18 protein-coding genes are annotated in these 19,960 nt (G+C 73.5%); 6 read left to right on the forward strand and 12 right to left on the reverse strand.

What is annotated here, in order from left to right; translation table 11 throughout:
• Nucleotides 1–15 precede the first annotated feature (15 nt).
• Nucleotides 16–729 carry a TNT domain-containing protein gene (locus ACIQF6_RS00885; protein WP_400888451.1) on the reverse strand — a complete coding sequence of 238 codons (714 nt, stop codon included), beginning with the start codon at nt 727–729 and terminating at the stop codon, nt 16–18.
• A 145-nt stretch (nt 730–874) separates the two neighbouring features.
• Nucleotides 875–2,263 carry a BTAD domain-containing putative transcriptional regulator gene (locus ACIQF6_RS00890; RefSeq protein ID WP_400888452.1) on the reverse strand — a complete coding sequence of 463 codons (1,389 nt, stop codon included), beginning with the start codon at nt 2,261–2,263 and terminating at the stop codon, nt 875–877.
• Between the two features lie 210 nt (nt 2,264–2,473).
• Between ACIQF6_RS00890 and ACIQF6_RS00895 the strand changes: the two genes are divergently transcribed.
• Nucleotides 2,474–3,025: an RICIN domain-containing protein gene (locus ACIQF6_RS00895; protein ID WP_400888454.1), complete on the forward strand. Its 552-nt coding sequence runs from the start codon at nt 2,474–2,476 to the stop codon at nt 3,023–3,025.
• 58 nt (nt 3,026–3,083) lie between these two features.
• Here ACIQF6_RS00895 and ACIQF6_RS00900 read toward each other — a convergent pair whose 3' ends face one another.
• The 5 genes from ACIQF6_RS00900 to ACIQF6_RS00920 form a co-directional block, all read right to left on the reverse strand.
• Complete coding sequence (locus ACIQF6_RS00900) at nt 3,084–4,418, reverse strand: flavin monoamine oxidase family protein (RefSeq protein WP_400888456.1); 1,335 nt, start codon at nt 4,416–4,418, stop codon at nt 3,084–3,086.
• Between the two features lie 45 nt (nt 4,419–4,463).
• A complete protein-coding gene (locus tag ACIQF6_RS00905) occupies nt 4,464–7,436 on the reverse strand; it encodes an aminotransferase (protein ID WP_400890061.1) in 2,973 nt (990 codons plus the stop codon).
• A 50-nt stretch (nt 7,437–7,486) separates the two neighbouring features.
• On the reverse strand, nt 7,487–7,924 hold the full coding sequence (locus ACIQF6_RS00910; RefSeq protein ID WP_400888458.1) for an Lrp/AsnC family transcriptional regulator: 438 nt from the start codon (nt 7,922–7,924) through the stop codon (nt 7,487–7,489).
• A gap of 169 nt (nt 7,925–8,093) precedes the next feature.
• Nucleotides 8,094–8,867 (reverse strand): ABC transporter permease, encoded by a 774-nt coding sequence (locus ACIQF6_RS00915; RefSeq protein WP_400888461.1) that lies wholly within the window; start codon nt 8,865–8,867, stop codon nt 8,094–8,096.
• Nucleotides 8,864–9,847, reverse strand: coding sequence for an ABC transporter ATP-binding protein (locus tag ACIQF6_RS00920; RefSeq protein WP_400888463.1), 984 nt, complete (start codon nt 9,845–9,847; stop codon nt 8,864–8,866). The genes ACIQF6_RS00915 and ACIQF6_RS00920 overlap by 4 nt, the downstream gene beginning before the upstream one ends.
• 164 nt (nt 9,848–10,011) lie before the next feature.
• Between ACIQF6_RS00920 and ACIQF6_RS00925 the strand changes: the two genes are divergently transcribed.
• From ACIQF6_RS00925 to ACIQF6_RS00935, 3 genes are all read left to right on the forward strand, one after another.
• A complete protein-coding gene (locus ACIQF6_RS00925) occupies nt 10,012–11,262 on the forward strand; it encodes a sensor histidine kinase (protein ID WP_400888465.1) in 1,251 nt (416 codons plus the stop codon).
• Nucleotides 11,259–11,927 (forward strand): response regulator, encoded by a 669-nt coding sequence (locus ACIQF6_RS00930; RefSeq protein ID WP_400888467.1) that lies wholly within the window; start codon nt 11,259–11,261, stop codon nt 11,925–11,927. Before ACIQF6_RS00925 ends, ACIQF6_RS00930 begins: the two co-directional genes overlap by 4 nt.
• A 109-nt stretch (nt 11,928–12,036) precedes the next feature.
• On the forward strand, nt 12,037–13,275 hold the full coding sequence (locus ACIQF6_RS00935) for an alpha/beta hydrolase family protein (protein ID WP_400888470.1): 1,239 nt from the start codon (nt 12,037–12,039) through the stop codon (nt 13,273–13,275).
• 21 nt (nt 13,276–13,296) lie between these two features.
• On the opposite strand, the gene ACIQF6_RS00940 is transcribed toward ACIQF6_RS00935, so the two are convergent.
• Complete coding sequence (locus ACIQF6_RS00940) at nt 13,297–13,731, reverse strand: hypothetical protein (RefSeq protein ID WP_400888472.1); 435 nt, start codon at nt 13,729–13,731, stop codon at nt 13,297–13,299.
• Nucleotides 13,732–14,042: 311 nt separating this feature from the next.
• Between ACIQF6_RS00940 and adhP the strand changes: the two genes are divergently transcribed.
• Both adhP and ACIQF6_RS00950 read left to right on the forward strand, forming a co-directional pair.
• Nucleotides 14,043–15,059 carry an alcohol dehydrogenase AdhP gene (gene adhP / locus ACIQF6_RS00945; protein WP_400888474.1) on the forward strand — a complete coding sequence of 339 codons (1,017 nt, stop codon included), beginning with the start codon at nt 14,043–14,045 and terminating at the stop codon, nt 15,057–15,059.
• A 40-nt stretch (nt 15,060–15,099) separates the two neighbouring features.
• Complete coding sequence (locus tag ACIQF6_RS00950; protein ID WP_400888476.1) at nt 15,100–15,540, forward strand: universal stress protein; 441 nt, start codon at nt 15,100–15,102, stop codon at nt 15,538–15,540.
• 59 nt (nt 15,541–15,599) lie between these two features.
• Here ACIQF6_RS00950 and ACIQF6_RS00955 read toward each other — a convergent pair whose 3' ends face one another.
• From ACIQF6_RS00955 to ACIQF6_RS00970, 4 genes are read right to left on the reverse strand one after another with little or no spacing between them, the layout of a single operon-like run.
• The gene (locus ACIQF6_RS00955; protein WP_400888478.1) at nt 15,600–16,103 is read right to left on the reverse strand and encodes a peroxiredoxin; all 504 of its coding nucleotides are present in this window, start codon (nt 16,101–16,103) and stop codon (nt 15,600–15,602) included.
• Nucleotides 16,066–17,181 carry a Rieske 2Fe-2S domain-containing protein gene (locus ACIQF6_RS00960; RefSeq protein ID WP_400888479.1) on the reverse strand — a complete coding sequence of 372 codons (1,116 nt, stop codon included), beginning with the start codon at nt 17,179–17,181 and terminating at the stop codon, nt 16,066–16,068. The genes ACIQF6_RS00955 and ACIQF6_RS00960 overlap by 38 nt, the downstream gene beginning before the upstream one ends.
• A gap of 32 nt (nt 17,182–17,213) precedes the next feature.
• Entirely contained in the window at nt 17,214–18,269 is a 1,056-nt protein-coding gene (locus ACIQF6_RS00965; RefSeq protein ID WP_400888481.1) for an MDR family NADP-dependent oxidoreductase, read from the reverse strand.
• A gap of 19 nt (nt 18,270–18,288) precedes the next feature.
• Nucleotides 18,289–19,947, reverse strand: a complete 1,659-nt coding sequence (locus ACIQF6_RS00970; RefSeq protein ID WP_400890063.1) for a phytoene desaturase family protein — start codon at nt 19,945–19,947, stop codon at nt 18,289–18,291.
• Between the last annotated feature and the right edge of the window lie 13 nt (nt 19,948–19,960).

The raw sequence follows: 19,960 nt of genomic DNA on the forward strand, positions 1-19,960 counted from the left end.
CGGGGCGACGAGCCGTCAGAAGCCGGTGGGGGTGACCACGCACTGGTCGGCGGAGACCTCTTCGAGGTACTTCTCGTGGATCAGGTTTTCGATCTTGTAGTCGCCGGTGAAGCCCTCGGGCTTGAGCGTCGCGTCGAGCCACTCCTGGACGCCGCCGCCGGGCATGCCGAAGAAGGCCCCGGTGTGGCCCCGCTGCACCTTGAACTCCTTCAGGGCGTTCAGGCAGTGGTAGATCTTGCCGTCCGCCTGGGGGTTGAAGGCGTCCGGCGTCATCGAGCGCTGAACGAACGGCGTGCCGGCGTCGGAGAGGTAGCCGCCGTCGCGCTTGCCGAAGCGGTCCAGCTTGGTGCCGACCGGAACGGTCCACACCGTCTCGTCGACCTTGCCGTTGAGCCGCTGGAAGCCGCGGTCGGGGGCGAACTGCCAGTCGCCGTCCGCCTTGGCGTACAGCGTCACGAAGTGCGGGGCGCTGAGGCCGCCGAACCGCTGGTATCCCCTCAGGAGGTTGGCGACGGGCTCGGTGTTGGGCAGGTCGGCGAGGCCGAGCCGGGGGTCCTTGCAGTAGTACAGCTCCGCGTGCTCGACCGGCGGGACAGTGCGGGTCGGACAGTCGTCGGGGAGGACGGTCCGGACGTCTCGCGGCTGGGCGGTGGCGGTCCCGACGGCCGCGACGCCGGTGAGCGGCAGGGCGCAGGCGAGGGAGACGGTGAACAGCGAGCGAAGTCGCATGGGTGCTCCGTGCGGTGAGGAGTCTTCGGGCTGGTGAAGCACCACGGAACGTAGTCGATTGTGTGCGAATTCCTCGGCATCCGCCGCCGTCCGTACCTCTGATGGACCCGGGATCCGGCGACCCGGCCGCGGGCGCGGGTGCGGCTCAGGGCGCGAGGAGTTGGTCGAAGTCCGCGACCCGGGTGCCGTGGCGGGTCCGGGCGTGGTCCAGGACGGCGGCCTCCAGGGCGGCGGGACGCACGTCGGCGACGGCGCGGGGGGAGGGCAGCCCGGGGGTGCGCTCGTAGGCGCGGACGACGGCGTCGAGGCAGACGGGGGCGGTGAAGCGCCAGCCGCGGAGCAGGATCACCTGGGAGATCGCGGGGTAGGGCGTGTCGGCGGGGCGGCCGAGCCAGTCGAGCAGGGTGCGGCGGGGGACGGTGAAGTCGACGCCGGCGCGGGCCAGCGCGGGGAGGGCGGCGGGGGCGAGGAGCGGGGCGTTGCGGTCGGGGTCGAGGGCGACGAGTTCGGCCCACAGCCGGGCCGCGTCCGCGACGGTCGCCCGGGCGTCGTGGGGGCGCTGCTGCTGGTCGAACGCCTCGGCGGCGGCGAAGAGTTCACGGGCCCGGCCGACCGACGCCGCCGGTGGGGCCGGGCAGCCGGCCGGGCGGAGGGCGTTCGCCCAGCCGGTCGCGGTGGGCAGCAGGGTGGCGGCGAGGACGGCCAGCAGGGTGCGCCGGTGGGGGCGGTCGGCGGACGCGACGAGAGCCGCAGCAGCGGCAGTCGAGGGCGGCGGGGGCAGGTGCGGGGGCGGGGCCCCGGCCAGCAGGGAACGGTGGAGGGCCTGGAGTTCGCGGCCGGGGTCGGCGCCGAGTTCCTCGGCCAGGCGCCGCCGGACGAGTCCGTAGCGGTGCAGGGCCTCCGCGCCCCGGCCGGCCGTGTGCAGGGCCTGGATCAGGACGTGTTCCAGCGGCTCGGCCAGCGGATATTCGGCGGTCAGGTCGGGCACGGCGGAGATGACGGCGGCGGCGCGGCCGAGCCGTAACTCGGCCTGCGCCCAGCGCAGTACGGCGTCCAGGCGCCGCCGGTGCCAGCCCGCCCGGACCTGCGCGGCCCAGGCGCCCGAGAGGCCGGCCAGCGGCTCGCCGCGCCACAGCCGCAGCGCCTCGGCGAGGGTCGCGGCCCGGGCCCCGTCGTCGGGCTGCCGGTCGGCGTGCTCGACCAGGCGGCGGAAGCGGTGGAGATCGACCACGTCGGGGTCGACGTCCAGCACGTAGCCGGCGTGGCGGCGTTCGAGCCGGGCGGCCGGGCCGCCGTCGGGGGCGGCTGCCCGTCGGAGCAGCGCGCGGATCCGGCTCAGGTGTGCGTACAGGACGGGGCGGGGGCCGGCCGGCGGGTCGTGGCCCCAGACCCGGTCGACGAGTGCCTCGATCGGGAGCGGTCTTCGGGCGTCGACGAGCAGTGCGGCGAGGACCAGTTGCTGTTGCGGAGTCCCGACGTCGAGCGGCCGGCCCGCCGACCGCACCTCGATCTCGCCCGACAGCCGGACGTCCACCTGCACCCCCCCGTGTGATCAACGGCGCCCCCGACATGCCCAACTCCCCATGCTGGCGCGGCCCGCAAGGTGGCCGCAAGGTCGGTGCACAGGCCGCGACGGCAGGGTGGGGGGCCGGTGAACTCTCACGGAGGGAACAGCATGCGGATACCTCTGCTCCGAAGGTCCGACCGCCCCGGCGGGAGTGCGGCGAGGCGTCTTCGACTCGTCATGGCAGCCCTGTCGGCGGCCGTGGCGTTCGTCGTGGTCGGGGCTCTCGCCCCGGTGCCCGCCCATGCGGCGGATCCCGCGCACTACAAGCTGGTGAACGTCCGGACCGGGCTGCGCGCCGACGTCATGTGGGCGTCCACGGCCTCGTACACCGGTGTCTTCCTGTGGCCGGACAACACCAGCCTCTCCCAGCAGTACGAGGTGCTCGACAGTGGGAACGGGTACTTCAGGCTCAAGGCCCTGCACTCCGGCCAGTGCCTGATGCTCGACTGGCGCGCGGGGACGTACTCGAACGGCACTCCGGTCATCCAGTACCCGTACTGCGACGCCGGCTACGCGCCGTCCGAGTGGACCGTCGTCTGGGTGGGACACACCTGTATGTGCTTCCCGACCACCCAGATCTTCAAGAACCGGGCCACCGGCAGGTGCCTGGACGCGAACGCCCCGTCCGGCACGCCCGGGCAGCAGGCGGTGCTGCAGCAGTGGGACTGCATTCCGAGCGACGACTACTGGAACACGGCCAACCAGAGCTGGAACCTGCAAGCGGTCTGACGATTCGTCAAGTGGACGGCGCGGGGCGGGCGGTGGCCCGGCCCGCGCCGTTCGGGTGTCAGTTCGCGGGCTCCAGTGCCCCGGTGAGGCCGGCCAGCGGCAGCGGGGCGCCGAGGACGCGTTCGGCGGCGCGGTGGCCGGAGAGCAGGGCGCCGTGGACGGTGGCCGGCTCCTGGCCGTAGGTGGCCTCGCCGGCGAAGTGCAGGACGCCGTCGACGGGTTCGGCCATCGCGTCGTGGTCGTGGTGGGAGGAACCGACGGCGACGTAGGAGTACGAGCCGAGGGCGAGCGGGTCGGAGGCCCAACGGGTGATCCAGTGCGCCACGGGGGTGGGGGCGGCGTCGCCGTAGATGTCGCGCAGGGAGCCCATGACCGAGGCGACGATCTCCTCGTCGGTCTGCTGCTCGATCGCCCGGGCGTAGTCGCCGCCGGCGAAGGTCAGCAGCATCGGGTGGCCGCTGACCGCGGAGACGTCGTACCAGGAGTGCCAGGGGACGCCGGGCCGGCCGTGGCGGCGGATCGCGTAGACGCCGTCCGGCCAGAACCGCTCGGGGAAGCGCAGGAAGACCTTGTTGAACGCGCCCATGCCGAGGCGGGCGATCGGCCCGGCGACGGCGTCGGGCAGCGCGGGGGTGAACGCGATCGTCCCGGCCTTCAGCACGCCCAGCGGCGCCGTGACGATCACCTGGGCGGCCTCGAAGGATCCGCCGTCGGTGTCGACCCGGACGCCGTCGGCGGACCGGGTGACGGCGGTGACGGTCGTGGCCAGACGGATGTCGAGGCCCTTCGCGAAGGCGTGCGGGATGGCGTCGTAGCCGCCCGGGAAGATCACCTCGTCGCCGTCGATGGCGTCCTCGTCGAGGGCGTGCGCGGCGACCTGCTCGATGTCGGCGCCGCACTGCTCCTCGGTGCGGTGTCGGAAGAACTGCCGGAGCCGGTCGGCCCGTTCGGCGCCCCAGCCGGTCTCGGCGAGGGTGCGCTCGGTGGCCTCGGCGTAGGTCTCGTCGTCGCCGGAGTCGGCGATGGCCCGCTGGAACAGCGCGTCCGCGGTCTCGACGTCGGCGAGCCACTGCTCGGTCGCCGCCCGGTCCATCAGCTTCCGCGACTCGTCGTGGTCGGCGATCGGACGCCCGCCGGCCTGGAAGCTGCCGACCGTGAACTCGACCGTGTCCAGGCCGAGTTCGGCGACGATCTCGGTGAGCGGGTTGTCGGTGAGGCCGTGGATCCAGGAGGCGCCGCGGTCGACCGAGAAGCCCGCCGTGCGGTCCGTCCACATCCGGCCGCCGACGCGGTCGCGCGCTTCGAGCACGACCACGCGCTGTCCGGCGGCGTGCAGCAGCCGGGCGGCGGTGAGGCCGGCGATTCCGGCGCCGACGACGATGGTGTCCAACATCTGTACCGTTCCAGGGAGTTCGTGGGGGAGGGGGAGGGGTGGGGGTCAGCCGAGCTGGGTGAGGGCCAGGTCCAGGGTGTCGGCGAAGAAGTCCGCGGCGGCGGTGTCCAGGCACAGCGGGGGCTTGATCTTCAGGATGTTGAGGTGGTCGCCGGTGGGCTGGACGACCACGCCGAGGTCGAGCATCCGGTCGCAGAGCTCGGCGGTCTCCTCGGTGGCGGGCTCCAACGTGCCCCGGTCGCGGACCAGTTCGAGCCCGAGGTAGAGGCCCGAGCCGTGCACCGCGCCGACGACCGGGTGGCGGTCGGCCAGGGCCCGGAGTCGGTTCTTCAGGTGGCCGCCGACCCGGACGGCGTTGCCCTGGAGGTCCTCGTCGCGCAGCGCGTCCAGCACCGTCAGGCCGACCACGCTGGAGACCGGGCTGCCGCCGGTGGAGGAGAAGAAGTAGCCCTGCTCGCGGTAGCGTTCGGCGATCGCCCGGGTGGTGACGACCGCGCCCAGCGGATGCCCGTTGCCCATCGCCTTGGCGACGCAGACGATGTCCGGGACGACCTGCTGCTGTTCGAAGCCCCAGAACCAGTGCCCCAGTCGGCCGTAGCCGGCCTGCACCTCGTCGGCGACGGCCAGGCCGCCGTGCCGGCGGACCGCCGCGTACACCTCGGCGAGGTAGCCGTCCGGCAGCGCCACTCCGCCGGCGTTGCCGTAGAAGGTCTCGCTGACGAACGCCCCCACCGGGCTTCCGGCGGCGGCCAGTTCGTCGATCGCCGCGACCGCCTCGGGCGCGTAGCGGGCCGCGTCCGCGCCGCGGTGACGGCCCCGGTAGGAGTTCGGCGAGTCCACGGTGTGCACCCAACCCGGGCGGGTGGCAAGGGCGTTCGGGTTGTCCTGGAGCGAGGTGGAGACGGCGTCGGAGGCGTACGTCCAGCCGTGGTAGGCCTCCCGGAGAGCCACCACGTCGGGCTGCCCGGTGGCGCCGATGGCCAGCCGCAGCCCCAGATCGACCGCCTCCGAACCGGAGTTGACCAGGAACACGGTGTCCAGCGGCTCGGGCAGCAGGGCGGCCAGACGCTCGGTGAACTCCACCACCGAGGCGTAGTGGAAACGCGAGTTGGTGTTCAACCGCCGCAACTGCCGGGCCACCGCCCGCTCGACGCCCGGGTGGGCGTGGCCCAGCGGGGTGACGTTGTTGACGATGTCGAGGTACGAGCGGCCGTCGGTGGACAGCAGGTGGTGGCGCCAACCCCGCTCGATCCGGGGCGGGGCCGCGTAGTAGTGCCCCTGCACGGTCGCGAACACGGCGCCGCGCCGCTCCAACAGATCACCCTGCTCGGCGAGTTCGGCCCCTATTTCGGCCCCGGCTCCGGCTCCGGCCCCGGCTTCGGTGATCGCCAGGCCCAGCAGCGGGGCGGGGTCGGCGGTGAGCGGCAGCCAGCCCGCGGCGTACTCGGGGCGCACCAGCGGCGGGACGGCCGGGCCGTCGGCGTCGCGCACCGCCAGGTGCACGGCGGCGCAGGCCGGGAGCCGGACGAGTTCCTGGCCGGCCGCGACCTCCGCGCCCGCGGCCACCAGCGGGTCGACCGAGGCCGCGAAGGAGAGCGTCAACACGCCTCCGCCCTGGGCGAGTTCGAGCCGTCCCGGCCCGGCGGCCAGCACCCGGCCGGCCTCGGGCGCCTGCGCCACGGCGGTCCGGCCGAGCCACAGGTCGACGCCGGTGGCCACGGTGGCGGGGGAGATCGCGGACAGCGCGGGGGCCTGCGACAGCCGGACGCCGGCGTGCGGGGTGCGGACCGCCGCCGCGCCGCCGGCCAGCGCTGCTGCCGCCGCCCGGTCCTCGGCGTCGGCTTCGAGCCAGGCCCCGCCGTCCATCGTGTCGGCGTCGGTGGACAGGTCGAGGACGGTGAACTCGTCGACACCGGGCAGCAGTTGGCGGGTCGGCGGAGAGACCGGGGCCGGTCGGCGGGCGAAGCCCGTCGCGTCCAGCACGAGATGGGTCAGCACTGCCGGCGGCAGCCGGGTGGCCTGCTCGAAGATCCGCCACTCCCGGTCGAGCGCGGCCGTCGCGTAGGCGTTGTCCGCGTCGACCGCCGCCTGCTGCCGCCCGCTGACCACCAGCACGGCGGAGCGCAGCACCACCAGCGGCCAGAGCGCCCCCGCCTCGGCGGCGGACAGCGGCCGGACGGCGTGGAAGGCCCGGACGGCGGGCAGCACCTGGTGCGGCTCGACGCCGTCGTGGTGGAGCATCGAGGAAAGCGTCACGGCGAGCTCGCCGACCGCCCAACTCGTCGTCAGATCACCGAAGTCGATGATCCCGTCGGGCATCGGCGGACGGCTGTCGGGGCGGCGGATCAGGTTGTCGTCGGTCAGGTCCAGGTGCACGGCCTGCAACGGCAGGTCGGCCGCGACCGCCTCGACCCGCGCCCAGGCCTCGGCGGTCGCCGCCAGCACGGCGTCCCGCCGGTCCGGCTCGGCGACGTGCTCGGCGAGCCTGGCCACCACCCGGTCGGCATGCCGCAGGTCCCACTGGAGGACGCGGTCCAGGCCGGGGTGCCGGAAGTCCCGCAGGGTGGTGCTGACCTTGCCCGCGATCGTGCCCATCGCCGCGACGGTCGCCGCGGACAGGTGCCGCGGTCCGGACAGCGCACCGCCGGGCAGGTGCCGCAGCAGCCGGGCGATCCCGCCGCCCACGTCGGCGCGGCGCGGCGAGCCGTCGGGCCGGCGCAGCACGGTGGCGACCCGCAGGTCCGGGTGAGCGGCCGCGATCAGGTCGGCGGCGGCGTCCTGGGCCTCGACCTCGACGGCGCCGAACGCCGGGTTGGCGATCTTCAGCACCGCGCGGATGTCCCCGTTCCCGCCGTGCAGCAGGAAGTTGGCGTCCTGCTGGCTGCCCAGCGGCTCGGCGCGCCCGGCGATCCCGAGCTGTCGGGCGGCGAGGAGTTCGGCCTCGGCGGGGGTGACGACGGGGACCGGAAGGGCGTCCTCGGCGAAGAAGTCGACGGTGCGGTGCTCGGCGTGGGGCATGGCGAGGTCCTCGGCGTGGTGCGGGTTCGGGTGCGGGCCGGCGGCCCGGCTCAGGTGTGCCACAGGAAGCGGTGGGTGTGGATCGCGAAGTACGGGAAGTTCTCCACCGACACGACGCCCTCGACGGTGCGCACCACGTCGTTGACGAAGTCCAGCAGGTCGTTCGGCCGGTCGCACACCACCTCGACGAACAGGTCGAAGCTTCCGGCGGTCAGCACCGCGTACACGACCTCCTCGTGCCGCGACAGCTCGTCCGCCACCGCCCGGGGGTCCCCGTCCACGCGCAGACCCAGCAGCGCCATCGACTGCCGCCCCATGGTCATCGGATCGGTCACCCCGACCACCTGCACCGCCTTGGCGTCGATCAGCCGCTGCACCCGCTGCCGGGCGGCGGACGGCGACAGCCCGACCTTCGGCCCCAGCTCGGCGTAGGGGATCCGGCCGTCCACCTGGAGCTCCCGCAGGATGGCCCGGTCGATCTCGTCCATGAAGCAGAACCCTCCACTGCGCAGCCACGGCGGAAACGGCAGCCCGGAGCGCCGTGAAGGACACCCTGCCGGATTCGGACGCTCGAATCAACGGTTCAGACGATCGAATCGAGCGTCACGGCGCGCGGATCGAGCGCCGGGCCCGCATCCGGGGGGGCGAACGCCGGGCTCAGACGTCGCGCCGCCGGACCAGCAGGGCCGCCGCGCCGAGCAGGACGGCCGGATACAGCGCGCAGGCGGGCAGGGCGGTGGCCGACGGGGCGTGGTTGGCGGTGGTGACGGTGCTGGTCATCGACTCGAAGGCGCCCTGGAGGGTCCACTGCGACGCCCTGTCGCTGACCGTGCCGAGCAGCGGCGGCAGGACGAAGAACAGTCCGAACAGCAGGGCCACGGCACCGGCCGAGCGGCGGACCAGGAAGCCGAGGGCCAGGCCGACCAGAGCAAGGACGGCGAAGAACAGCCCGGTCTCCAGGACGGCCCGCAGCACCCGGGGAGCGCCGAGGCCGACGTCCAGGTGGTGGCCGGCCAGCTGGGCCTGGCCGAGGAAGTAGGTGGTGAAGGCGAGGAGTTGACCGACGGCGAGGGCCAGGACGCCGACCGTGCACACCTTGGCGGTGAAGACCTGGCGGCGGCGCGGAGTGGCGGTCACGGTGGTGCGGATCAGGCCGGTGCCGTACTCGGCGGAGGCGCTGAGGACGCCGAGCACGCCGACGGCGAGGACGGCGATGTAGAAGCCCCCGCTGAAGCCGTAGCGGACCGGATCGAAGGTCGCGCGCCGCTCGGGTGCCCAGGAGTCCCAGGCGTGCGCGGCGGACGCCGCGTCGAGGGTGCCGACCAGGACGGAGACCGCGGCGGCGAGCAGCAGCGTGAGATAGGTGGAGCGGACGGTGCGGAGCTTGATCCACTCGGCGGCGAGGGCTCCGCGGGTGGTGAGGGCGGTCATGAGGCGTGGGTCCCGTCTGTGGTGGTCGTGGCGGCGGTGCCGGTGGTGGAGCCGGCGGCAGTGGCGGTGGCGCCGGTAGTGGTGGCGCGGTACTCGACCGCAGTGCCGGTGATCTCCATGAAGGCCTCCTCCAACGAGGCCGTCCGGACGGCGAGTTCGTGCACACCGAGGCCGGCCGCCGCGGCCAGCTCGCCGATCGTGCGCGGGTCCAGGCCGGTGACGGCCAGCGCGTTCCCGTCCTCGCGACGGACCGAGGCGCCCTGATCGGCCAGCAGCCGGGCGAGGCGCTCGGGTGCGGACGAGCGGACCAGCACGTCGCTCCGCGCGGCAGCGGCCAGGAAGTCGGCCGTCGGGGTGTCGGTGATCAGCCGTCCCTGGCCGATCACGATCAGATGGTCGGCGGTGAGCGCCATCTCGCTCATCAGGTGCGAGGAGACCAGCACGGTGCGCCCGTCGGCGGCCAACTCCCGCATCAGGGTGCGGATCCAGTGAATGCCCTCGGGGTCCAGGCCGTTGACCGGCTCGTCGAGCAGCAGGACCTCCGGGTCGCCGAGCAGCGCGACGGCGATGCCCAGCCGCTGCTTCATTCCCAGCGAGAAACTGCCGACCCTCCGGCGCGCGGCGGACGCCAGCCCGGTCAGGTCCAGAACCTCGGCCACCCGCCAGGCCGGCAGCCGGTTGCTCGCCGCGACGGCCGCGAGGTGACTGCGGGCACTGCGACCGGGGTGGGCGGCACCGGCGTCCAGCAGCGCGCCGACCCGCCGCAACGGCTCGCGCAACTCCCGGTACGGCCGGCCCAGCACCAACGCCCGCCCGCCACTGGGCCGTTCCAGGCCCAGGATCATGCGCAGGGTGGTGGACTTGCCCGCGCCATTGGGCCCGAGGAAGCCGGTCACCCGGCCGGGCGCGACGGTGAAGGTCAGACCGTCGACCGCCGTCCTCGGTCCGTACCGGCGGCTGAGATCGCGGATCTCGATCACGGGAATGCTCCAGGTGTCGACTGCGGTGTTGGGGCCCCAGATTGCCTGCGTCTCACGCCTGTTGACGTCGGGCCGGGGCCGGAGCGGTCGGCCGCCGGATGCGACCGTGGTCATAGCCCGCAGGACGGATGACCGCCGCCCGGCGGCGTCACTACGCTGGGCCGGTGACCGAGGAACCGCGCCCGCCGCTGACCGGGCGGCTGCGCGCCGCCCACTGGATCGGGTTGGACGCCGGGCTCGCCCTGCTGCTCGGTGCGGTGACGTGGCGGCGGGTGCTGGCCTACGCGGCCGACTACCGCCCGCACGGGCGCGAGTTGCCAGAGCCGGCGGGCTGGCAGGTGGCCGTGGTGCTCGGCTGCGTGGTGGCGCTCGGCGTGGCGCTCGCCGTCCGGCGGGTGCGGACGACGCTCGCGGTGGCGCTGGTGGCGGCCGCCTGGGTGACGGTGGTGGCGACGGCCGGGCAGCTGATGATCGCCAACATCGCAGGGGTGCAGGTCGTTCTGACCGGGGCCGCCGTCGTCTACCTGGCGGCCGCGACCAGGTCGACCCGCGACGGCCTGATCGGGCTCGGACTGGCGCTCGCCGCAACCCAGTTGACCTGGTTCGGTTCCTACGAGCTGTGGCACAACTGGCTGGTCGCCGCCCTGGCCCAACTCACCGCCTGGGCCCTGGGCGCCGCCGTCGGACGGTACCGCGCCCACGACGCGGCCCTGCGCCGCCACCAGGCCGACGCCCTGTGGGCCGAACTGACCGCCGAGCGGATCCGGCTGGCCCGGGAACTGCACGACGTGATCGCACACTCGATGAGCGTGGTCAACGTCCAGGCCGGATACGGCCACTTCGTCATCGACCAGGACCCGCAGGGAGCCAAGGCCGCGCTGGCCACGATCCGCAGCACCAGCCGCGACGCGCTGCGCGAGATGCGCGGTCTGCTGGACGTCCTGCGCGACGGAAGCCAGCACGACGGAAGCCGGTCCGTCGGCGGCGGCAGCCCGTCCGACACCGCAGCGCTGCTCCCCGCACCGACCATGGCCGACCTGGACCGCCTGGTCTCCAGCGCCGCGGACGCCGGCGTCCGGGTCGAGCTGACCGTCACCGGCGCGCGCCGCGAGCTCTCGCCGGCCCTGGAACTGACGGTGTACCGGATCGTGCAGGAGGCGGTCACCAACGTGGTGAAGCACGCGGCCACCGACACGGCCCGGGTGCGCATCGAGTACCGGCCGGACGCGCTGCTGCTGGAGGTCGGCGACCGGGGCCGGGGCGCGCAGGCGGCCGAGGTCGAGGCGGCGGACGGGCACGGCCTGGCGGGCATGCGCGAACGCGTCGGCCTGTACGGCGGCACCCTGGAGGCCGGACCGCGGTCGCCCCGGGGCTTCCGGGTACGGGCGCTGCTCCCGACCGGGGGCGCGCGGTGACCATCAGGGTGCTCGTGGCCGACGACCAGGCGCTGGTGCGCGCCGGGTTCTGCGGGATCGTCGACGCGGCGGACGGCTTCACGGTCGTCGGGGAGGCCGCGACCGGCGCCGAAGCCGTCGAACTGGCCCGGCAGACCGCGCCCGACGTGGTGCTGATGGACATTCGGATGCCCGAGCTGGACGGGCTGGCGGCGACCCGGCTGATCACCGCGTCCCCGCCGGTGGCCGACGTGAAGGTGCTGATCCTCACCACGTACGACCTCGACGACTACGTGTACACGGCACTGCGGGCCGGGGCGAGCGGCTTCCTGCTGAAGGACACCCCGCCCGAGGAACTGCTGGCCGCGATCCGGGTGATCGCCGCCGGGGAGGCGCTGTTGGCGCCCAGCGTCACCCGGCGCCTGATCCGCGAGTTCGCGGCCCGGCCCGAGCTGCCGGTGGGCGGAAACCCGGACGCCGCAGCGCAGTTGGCGTCGATCACCGAGCGCGAGCGGGAAGTGCTGACCCTGATCGGCCAGGGCCTGACCAACCACGAGATCGCCGAGCGCCTGTTCATCACCACCGGGACGGTCAAGACCCATGTCGGCCACCTGCTGGCCAAGTCGGCGGCCCGCGACCGGGTGCACCTGGTGATCCTCGCGCACCGTGCCGGACTCGTCGGCTGAACCGGCGGGCCGGTACCGGCGGCCTATGGCCGTGGGCCGACGCGCCGGGGTCCGCACCTCGGGCACGGTGGAACCTCCGGAACATCAACACACCTGGAGGAAGGTCAATATGACGATACGTCAGCACCGAATCCCGCTGATCCGGTCCGCCGCCCTGCTCGCCTCCGCCGTCCTGACCACCGCCACCCCGGGCGCGATTGCCGCCGCCACCCCCGGTGCCGCCTCCGCCGCCTCCGCCGCCCCGACGGCCGGGCAGTTGCGCCTGACCCTGCCCGCACCCACGGGGAAGTACCGACTCGGCACCACCGCACTGCACCTGGTCGACCGCGCCCGCCCCGACCCGTGGGCACCGACGCCCCGGGCCCGCGAGTTGAAGGTCCAGCTCTGGTACCCGGCCACCAGCACCGCCGGCCACCCGGCCGTCCCCTGGATGAGCCCCGGTGAGCAGGCGCACCTGGAGTCCGACTACTTCGGCATCCCGACCGGTCGCCTCGCCTGGCCGCTCACCCACGGCCACGACGGCGCTCCCGCCGACCACGCTGCCCGCCACCCGGTGATCCTCTACTCGCACGGATCGCGCGGCGACCGCTCGTTCGACACCGCCCTGGTCGAGGAACTGGCCGGCCGCGGCTACGTCGTCGCCACCATCGACCACACCTTCGACGCCGGAGAGGTCGAGTTCCCCGACGGTCGCGTCGAAGTCCGCAACACCGCCGCCGTGCACGCGATGAGCGACGCCGAGATCGTCGCCGTCCGCACCGCCGACACCCGCTTCGTCCTGGACCGGCTCACCGCCCTTGCCGCCGGCGCCGACCCCGACGCCGAACACCGGCCCGTGCCACCGGGCCTCGCCGCCGCCCTCGACCTGACCTCCGTCGGCATGTTCGGCCACTCCATGGGCGGCGCCACCACTCTTCAGACCCTGCACGACGACCCGCGCGTCCGGGCCGGCGCCACCCTCGACGGCCCGGTCTTCGGCACGGTGGCCACCGACGGCCTGGCCCAGCCGCTGCTGCTGATGAGCTCCGCCTGGGACAGCCCGGCCCGGGACGCCATGTGGGACGCCCTGTGGCCCCGACTGGCCGGCTGGCGGCGGCAGTTGAACCTCAAGGACTCCGGGCACCTGTCCTACTGCGACCTCGAACTGCTCATCCCGCAGGGCGAACCCGTCATCGGCTGGTCCGCCGAGCAGCTCGACCACTTCCTCGGCACCGGTGACGGCCCGCGCGCGGTCACCGCCCAACGCGCCTACCTGCGCGCCTTCTTCGATCTCCAGCTGCGCCACCGCCGCACCGACCTGTTCGCCGGCCCGTCGCCCCGCTACCCGGAGATCGCCTTCACCCGCTGACCGGCCCCGGGCGGCTCCCGCTCAGGTGCCGAAGACCAGCAGGAAGGCCACCCCGGCGGCCAGCAGGTAGGCCGCGACGGCGACGAGCAGCACGGGCCAGGGCGAGCGCCCGCGCCGGCGGGCCCGGACGGCGCCGACGGCGGCGATCAGGACGGCGGCCAGCAGGCCCGCCCAGGGGAGGACGACGACGAACGCCCAGACGGCCGGGTTGCACACCAGGGCCGAGCCGGCGCTGGTGCCGCAGCTGTCGGTGGCGAACAGCATCCCGAACGAGAAGAGCGCGTCGACCAGGCCGCCGAGCACGGCGAACACCACCACGACCACGATGTATCCGATCGGCGCCCCCGGCCGGGGCGTCGCCGGCGGGCCGTACCCGGGCATCGCCGGCGGGCCGTACCCGGGCGTCGCCGACGGGCCGTAGCCGGGCGTCGCGGGCCCGCTTTGGTAGTCCCCCACTGTTCCTGCTCCTCCTCGCAGTCCGGCGCCTCTCCCCGACGCGCCGTGTCCTCAGGGCGGCACACCTTATCCACTCGTCCTCGGGCCTGTCATACGGCAGTTGACGCCTGATCGCAGGGCATCGGCGCAGGCCCGGGCGCGGACGGATCGGTCGCAGGGAGACCATCGCCGCCGCCCGGGGGACCTTCGGCCTCGAACCGGTGCACCGCCCGGCCCCAGCGGACACCCGGGGCGGGGAGGTGGGATGGAGTCAGCGCGGCAGCCGGTCGGTACCGGGGCCGCCTCCGTCACGGTCAGAAGGGCAGGACACCATGAAGGCCGCCGTCGTCCACGCGTTCACCGCGCCGCTCACCGTCGAGGACCGCCCCGTTCCGACCCCGGGTTCGCGGCAGGTGCTGGTCCGGATGGAGGCGTGCGGCCTGTGCCACACCGACATCCACGCCGCCCGCGGCGACTGGCCGGTGAAGCCCGCGCTGCCGTTCGTCCCCGGCCACGAGGGCGTCGGCATCGTGGAGGCGGTCGGCGAGGAGGTCCGGCACGTGCGGATCGGCGAGCGGGTCGCCATCGCCTGGCTCGCCGACGCCTGCGGCCGCTGCGACCACTGCGTGGCCGGCCAGGAGACCCTCTGCCTCGCCCAGCACAACAGCGGCTACTCGGCGGACGGCGCGTACGCCGAGTACGCGCTCGCCCACGGCGACTACGTGGTGCCCGTGCCCGACGGCGTCGACCCGCTGGACGCGGCCCCGCTGACCTGCGCCGGCGTCACCACCTACAAGGCGCTCAAGGTCTCCGGTGCCCGGCCGGGCACCCGGGTCCTGATCTCCGGCATCGGCGGCCTCGGCCACCTCGCCCTCCAGTACGCCCGGATCTTCGGCGCGGAGACCATCGCCGTCGACGTCACCGACGAGAAGCTGGCACTGGCCCGCGAACTCGGCGCCGACCACGTCCTGGACGCCCGGTTCCAGGACGTCGCGGCCGAGGTCCAGGCGCTCGGCGGTGCCCACGCGGCGGTCGCACTCGCCGTCAGCAACGACTCCTTCCGCGTCGCGTACGGCGCGCTGCGGCGCGGCGGAACGCTCGTCCTGGTCGCGCTCCCGGCCGACGGGACGCTCGAACTCCCGGTGTTCGACACGGTGTTGAACGGCACCTCGGTGGTCGGATCGATCGTCGGCACCCGCGAGGACCTGGCCGAGGTGTTCCGCCTGCACTCCCTCGGGCGCACCCGGGTGATCCGCGAGACCCGGCGGCTGGACGAGGTGAACGGCAGCTTCGACGAGGTGCTGAGCGGCAAGGTCGCCGCCCGCCTGGTCTTCGACCTGCGCGGCTGAGCCGCGCCCCGAAACCCCCGCAGAACCGAAAGGAACCACCATGGACAGCAGGACGGCACAGCGGCGGATCGTGGTCGGCGTCGACGGATCGGCGGCCTCCCGGACGGCCCTGCGATGGGCGGCCCGGCAGGCGGCCCTGGTCGGCGCGACCGTCGAGGCGGTCACCACCTGGCAGTACCCGGCCGCGTTCGGCTGGAGCGTCCCGGTCGTCGACACGGACGTCGCGGCGGACGCCGCGAAGATCCTGGCCGAGACCGTCGCCGAGGAGGCCGCGCAGTACGGCGTCGAGATCCGCGAACGGGTCGAGTCCGGCAACGCGGCCCAGATCCTCCTGGAGGCCGCCGAAGGCGCCGATCTCCTGGTCCTCGGCAACCGGGGCCACCACGGCTTCGCCAAGGCCCTGCTCGGCTCCGTCAGCCAGCACTGCGTCCAGCACGCCACCTGCCCGGTCGTCGTCGTCCGCGAGGACGCCGAGCAGTAGCCCGCGCCGGCCGTGAGCCTCCGCCGACGGCGGAGGCTCAGGGCGTTTCCGGCGGTGCGTCAGCCGGTCGGGCTCGCCTCGGCGTCGCCCAGTGCGGCGAGTTGCTCGATCAGGGTGTCGGTGCTGCGGAAGGTCAGGCCGGCCAGGGCGATGTGGCGCCAGCGGACGGTGCCGGTGGCGTCGAGGACGAAGACGGAGCGGCGCAGGCCGATGCCCGGGGCGGTGAGGCCCCAGGACTTGGCGAGGGTCTCGCCGGTGTCGGAGAGCAGGGGGAGGGTCAATGCGCGTTTGCGGGCGAAGCGTTCGTGGCTGTCGAGGTCCTGGCCGCTGATCGCCCAGACGGTGGCGCCGAGGTCGGTGAAGCGGTCGAGGTCGGCGTTGTAGGAGCAGAGCTGGCGGGTGCAGACCAGGGTGTCGTCGCCGGGGTAGAAGGCCAGCACGAGCGGGCTGCCCTTGGCGTCGGCGAGGCGGTACTCGCGGCGGTGGACGGTGTCCCCGTCGAACCGGATGCCGGGCAGGGTGAAGTCAGGGGCGGGCGTGCCCGGTTCGGGTGGCTTGGGCATCCTGGTGTCCTCCGAGAGGGGTGGTCGGCAGCGGGAGCGGTCCGGTGGCGGTGGGCGGGTAGAACTGCCGGGACCAGCGCCGGAACGGTCCGATCGGGCCGTCGCCGGCGGTGAGCCTGGGGCGGGAAAGGTACTGCTTGGTGGACCAGATCGGGAAGTCGGCGGCGGTGAACTCGCAGCTGAACCTGAACATCGGCCCGGCCAGCAGCCGGGTCAGCGAGCGGCCGACGGTGCGGGCCAGGGCCGGCGGCAGGCTCGACGGTTCGGCCACCAGGAAGCGGCTGGCCTGCCGGAACTGCATCCGGCCGGGGGCGATCTGGGTGGCCAGGACCAGCGAGCACATCTTCAGGCCGAGGGCGGGCGTGTGGATGTCGGTGTGCAGGCAGCTGAGGCCGTGGCCGTCGACCTCGACGTCGACCTGGCGCCGGCCGATCAGCGGGAACTGCTCCTGCACCCGCATCGAGACGTGGAAGGTGACGCCGTCGAAGGCGACGGGGGCGGCGAGTTCGCCCTGCGACCAGCCGTGCAGGGTCTGGAAGTGCCCGACGTCGACGGAGTTCTCCATGACGTCCTGGGCGTACCCGGCCATCTCCCAGGTGGCGTACCGGGCCGGCAGGTTGCCGAGGACGTGCCAGGCGGGGATCTCCCAGTCGGGCTCCCGGCCGTCGTGGTGGCGCCAGACGAAGACCGCGTCGTTGACCTCGAGGACCGGGAGGTGCGTCAGGGCGGCCTTGGGCGGCGGGGTGCCGTAGCCGGTGCGCACGCAGCGGCCGTCGGGGCCGAACGCGAAGCGGTGGAACGGGCAGACCAGGTCGTTGCCGTCCAGTTCCGCCAGGCCGAGGTGGGCGCCCAGGTGCGGGCAGAACGGGCGGACGGCGCGGACGCGGCCGTCGCGCTGCCGGTACAGCACGACGTCCTCGCCGGCGAGCCGGCGGGTGAGCACGGTGCCGCGCGGCAGTTCGGCGGTGAAGGCGAGCGCGGACCAGCCGTCGGGGTAGGGCAGCGCGGGCGGCAGCGCGGCGTCGCTCGGGGTCGGGCCCCGGTGGGTGACCTGTCCGAACTTTCGGGACGGTCGCACGGTTCCTCCTGTGGGCTGGGCGCCCGGTCGGTTCAGAGCTCGACGACGACCTTGCCGCGGTTGCGGGAGCGGTCGCTGCTGTACAGGCTCCGGTAGGCGGTGGGGATGGCGTCGAAGCCGTGGTGGACGGTCTGTCGGTGGAAGATCTCGCCGCTGCGGACCAGTCCGCCGACCTCGGCGCGGAGGGCGGCCCAGTTGGGCTCGGTGAACCACTCGGGGGCGAAGATGCCGCGGATGGTGGTGCGCGGGAACAGGATGTACGGCAGCAGGCGGGGGCCGGTGTGGTCGTTGCCGACCTGGGTGGCCCACTGCCAGCAGACCGCGACCTGGCTGTCGACGTTCAGCATGGTGAACGCGGCGTCGGTGATGGCGCCGCCCAGGTTGTCGAGGTAGCGGTCGATGCCGTCGGGGGCGGCCTTGTTCAGCAGTTCGCCGATCCGGTCGGGTTCGTCGCCGTGCCGGTAGAGGAGGGGCTCGATCCCCAGGTCGGCCAGGTAGTCGGCCTTCTGCTCGGAGCTGGTGGTGCCGATCACCCGGGCCCCGGCCCGGCCGGCGAGCTGGCCGAACAGCGAGCCGACCGCGCCGCTCGCGCCGCTGACCAGGACGGTGTGGCCGGGGCGGACGGTCATGAACTTGGTCAGCGTGCCCCAGGCGGTCATGCCGGGGCCGCCGAGGATGCCCAGCGCGGTGCTGATCGGCAGGGTGTCGTCGTAGTGCGCGGGGTCGAGGCGGCGGAACTCCGGGAAGATCATCGGGAACGTCCCGGTCTGCCACAGCCGTTCGTCGCCGTTGGCGACCAGGTGGGTGCACCAGCCGCCGTAGCCCTGGACCAGGTCGCCGACCGCGAACCGGGCGCGCGGGCCGGCCGCCAGCACCTCCATGACGGCGTCGCCGCCCATCAGGTCGCCGAGCGGGGTGTCCAGGGTGATGCCCTGGAGGTAGGGGTCGAGCGAGAGGTAGCGGGTGCGGAACAGCATCTCGTCGTCGGCGAGGTCGACTTCGACGTCCTCGACCACCTTCCGGTACATCCGGTCGACGTCGGGCACCCCTTCGAGGTGTTCCTGGACGACCCACTTGGCGATCTGCACGCGTGCTCTCCTCAACGGATCAACTGACCGACGGATCGAGGGCGCTGCGGCCCACGGGGACGACGAGATGGGTGGGCGGCGGGGCGTGGCGGTCGATCTCGGCACGGAACGGCCGGCCGTCGTCCCGGCAGATGAACTGCATGACGTGGCGGCCGGCGGCGGCGGCGCGGATCAGCCCGCCGGTGGTGGCCCAGACCCCGGAGAGGTAGAAGTTCCGCAGGCCCGGCAGGACGGGGCCGTTGCGCTTCATCTCCTGCTCCAGGGTCTCGCCGCTGGTCACGAACGGCTGCCAGCCGAGCACGGTGCCGTCGTAGTTGCCGGTGTAGCGGACCTGGGTGAGCGGCGTGGAGACGTCCTTGACCGCGACGGCGGCCTTCAGGCCGGGGTGGCGCCGGTCGAGGAAGTCGACGATGGTGTCCCGGACTTGGCGCTTGGCGGTCTGGTAGGCCTTGCCGCGCCCGGTGGGCAGGGTGTGCACCTCCTCGCCGCGGCGCATCCGGCTCTGCTGTTCGGGGCCGGTGCTGAGGGCCCGCCAGGGGGCGATGTCGCAGAAGTAGCTGGCGTAGATCACGGTGGTGTCGGCGGGCGACAGTTCGGGGTAGTGCCGGCTGCGGAACTGGACGTTGATGCTGGGGTGGCGGATGCCGGTCAGGTTGGCGGCCAGCTCCTCGTCCAGCAGGTAGGTGGTGCACGGGTCGCCGTCGGGGAAGGGGCGGCGCAGGCCGAGGAAGACGGTGACGTAGCCGGGGAAGACCATGCCGGGCTCTTTGATGGTGTCGGAGTACAACTCCCGGTAGGTGTCGCCGAGGTAGCGCCCCTTGAGGAGGTCCATCACGGTGGTCCGGCCGTCGGCGGCGGAGACCACGATGTCCGCGAAGAGCTCGCGCCCGTCGCTGAGTCGTACGCCGATCGCGCGGTCGTCCTCGACCAGCACCTCCGTCACCTTGGCGTTGTACCGGATCTCGCCGCCGAGCCGCCGGTAGCGCTGTTCGATCGAGTGGGCCAGGCCGAGCGAGCCGCCCTCGGGGACACCGGCCGAGAGGTCGGCGTGGCAGGCGAGTTGGAAGTAGAACGGCAGCACCGGGAAGGCGGGGTGGCGCTCGTACAGGATGTAGTTGAACGCCTCGCGCAGCAGCGGGTGCCTGAACTTCGCCGAGTAGTCGGTCATCAGGGTGCCGATGGAGCGCCGGATGACGTTGAAGTAGGGCAGGAAGCCGGCCAGCATCCGCCAGCGCTCCACCGTGCCCATCAGTCCGACCGGCTTGAGGAAGGGGTAACTCGCCAGGCAGGCGCGGAACTTGCGCAGGCCCGCGCAGAACCCCCGGATCTGCCGGGCGTCCTCGGGGGAGATGCCCAGCAGGTGGGCCTCCAGCCGGTCCGGGTCGGAGTAGAAGTACACCTCGCCGTGCTCGGTGCGGACGATGTTGAAGACGTCGAAGTGGCGCATCTGCTTGCCCTGGAGCGCGCCGAGTTCGAGCCAGATCTGGTGCATCTCGTTGCCCGGTCCGCAGCCGAGCAGCCAGCTGATGCAGCAGTCGAAGGTGAAGTTGCCGCGCTCCCAGCCGGTGCAGCAGCCGCCGGGGATCTCGTGCATCTCCAGGACGGTGCTGCGGTAGCCGTTCATCTGCGCGTAGCAGGCGGTGGAGAGCCCGCCCAGGCCGCCGCCGATGACGAGCATGGTCTCTCTGCGT

It is taken from the genome of Kitasatospora sp. NPDC092948 (genome assembly GCF_044754805.1).
In the GTDB taxonomy this organism is placed as follows: domain Bacteria; phylum Actinomycetota; class Actinomycetes; order Streptomycetales; family Streptomycetaceae; genus Kitasatospora.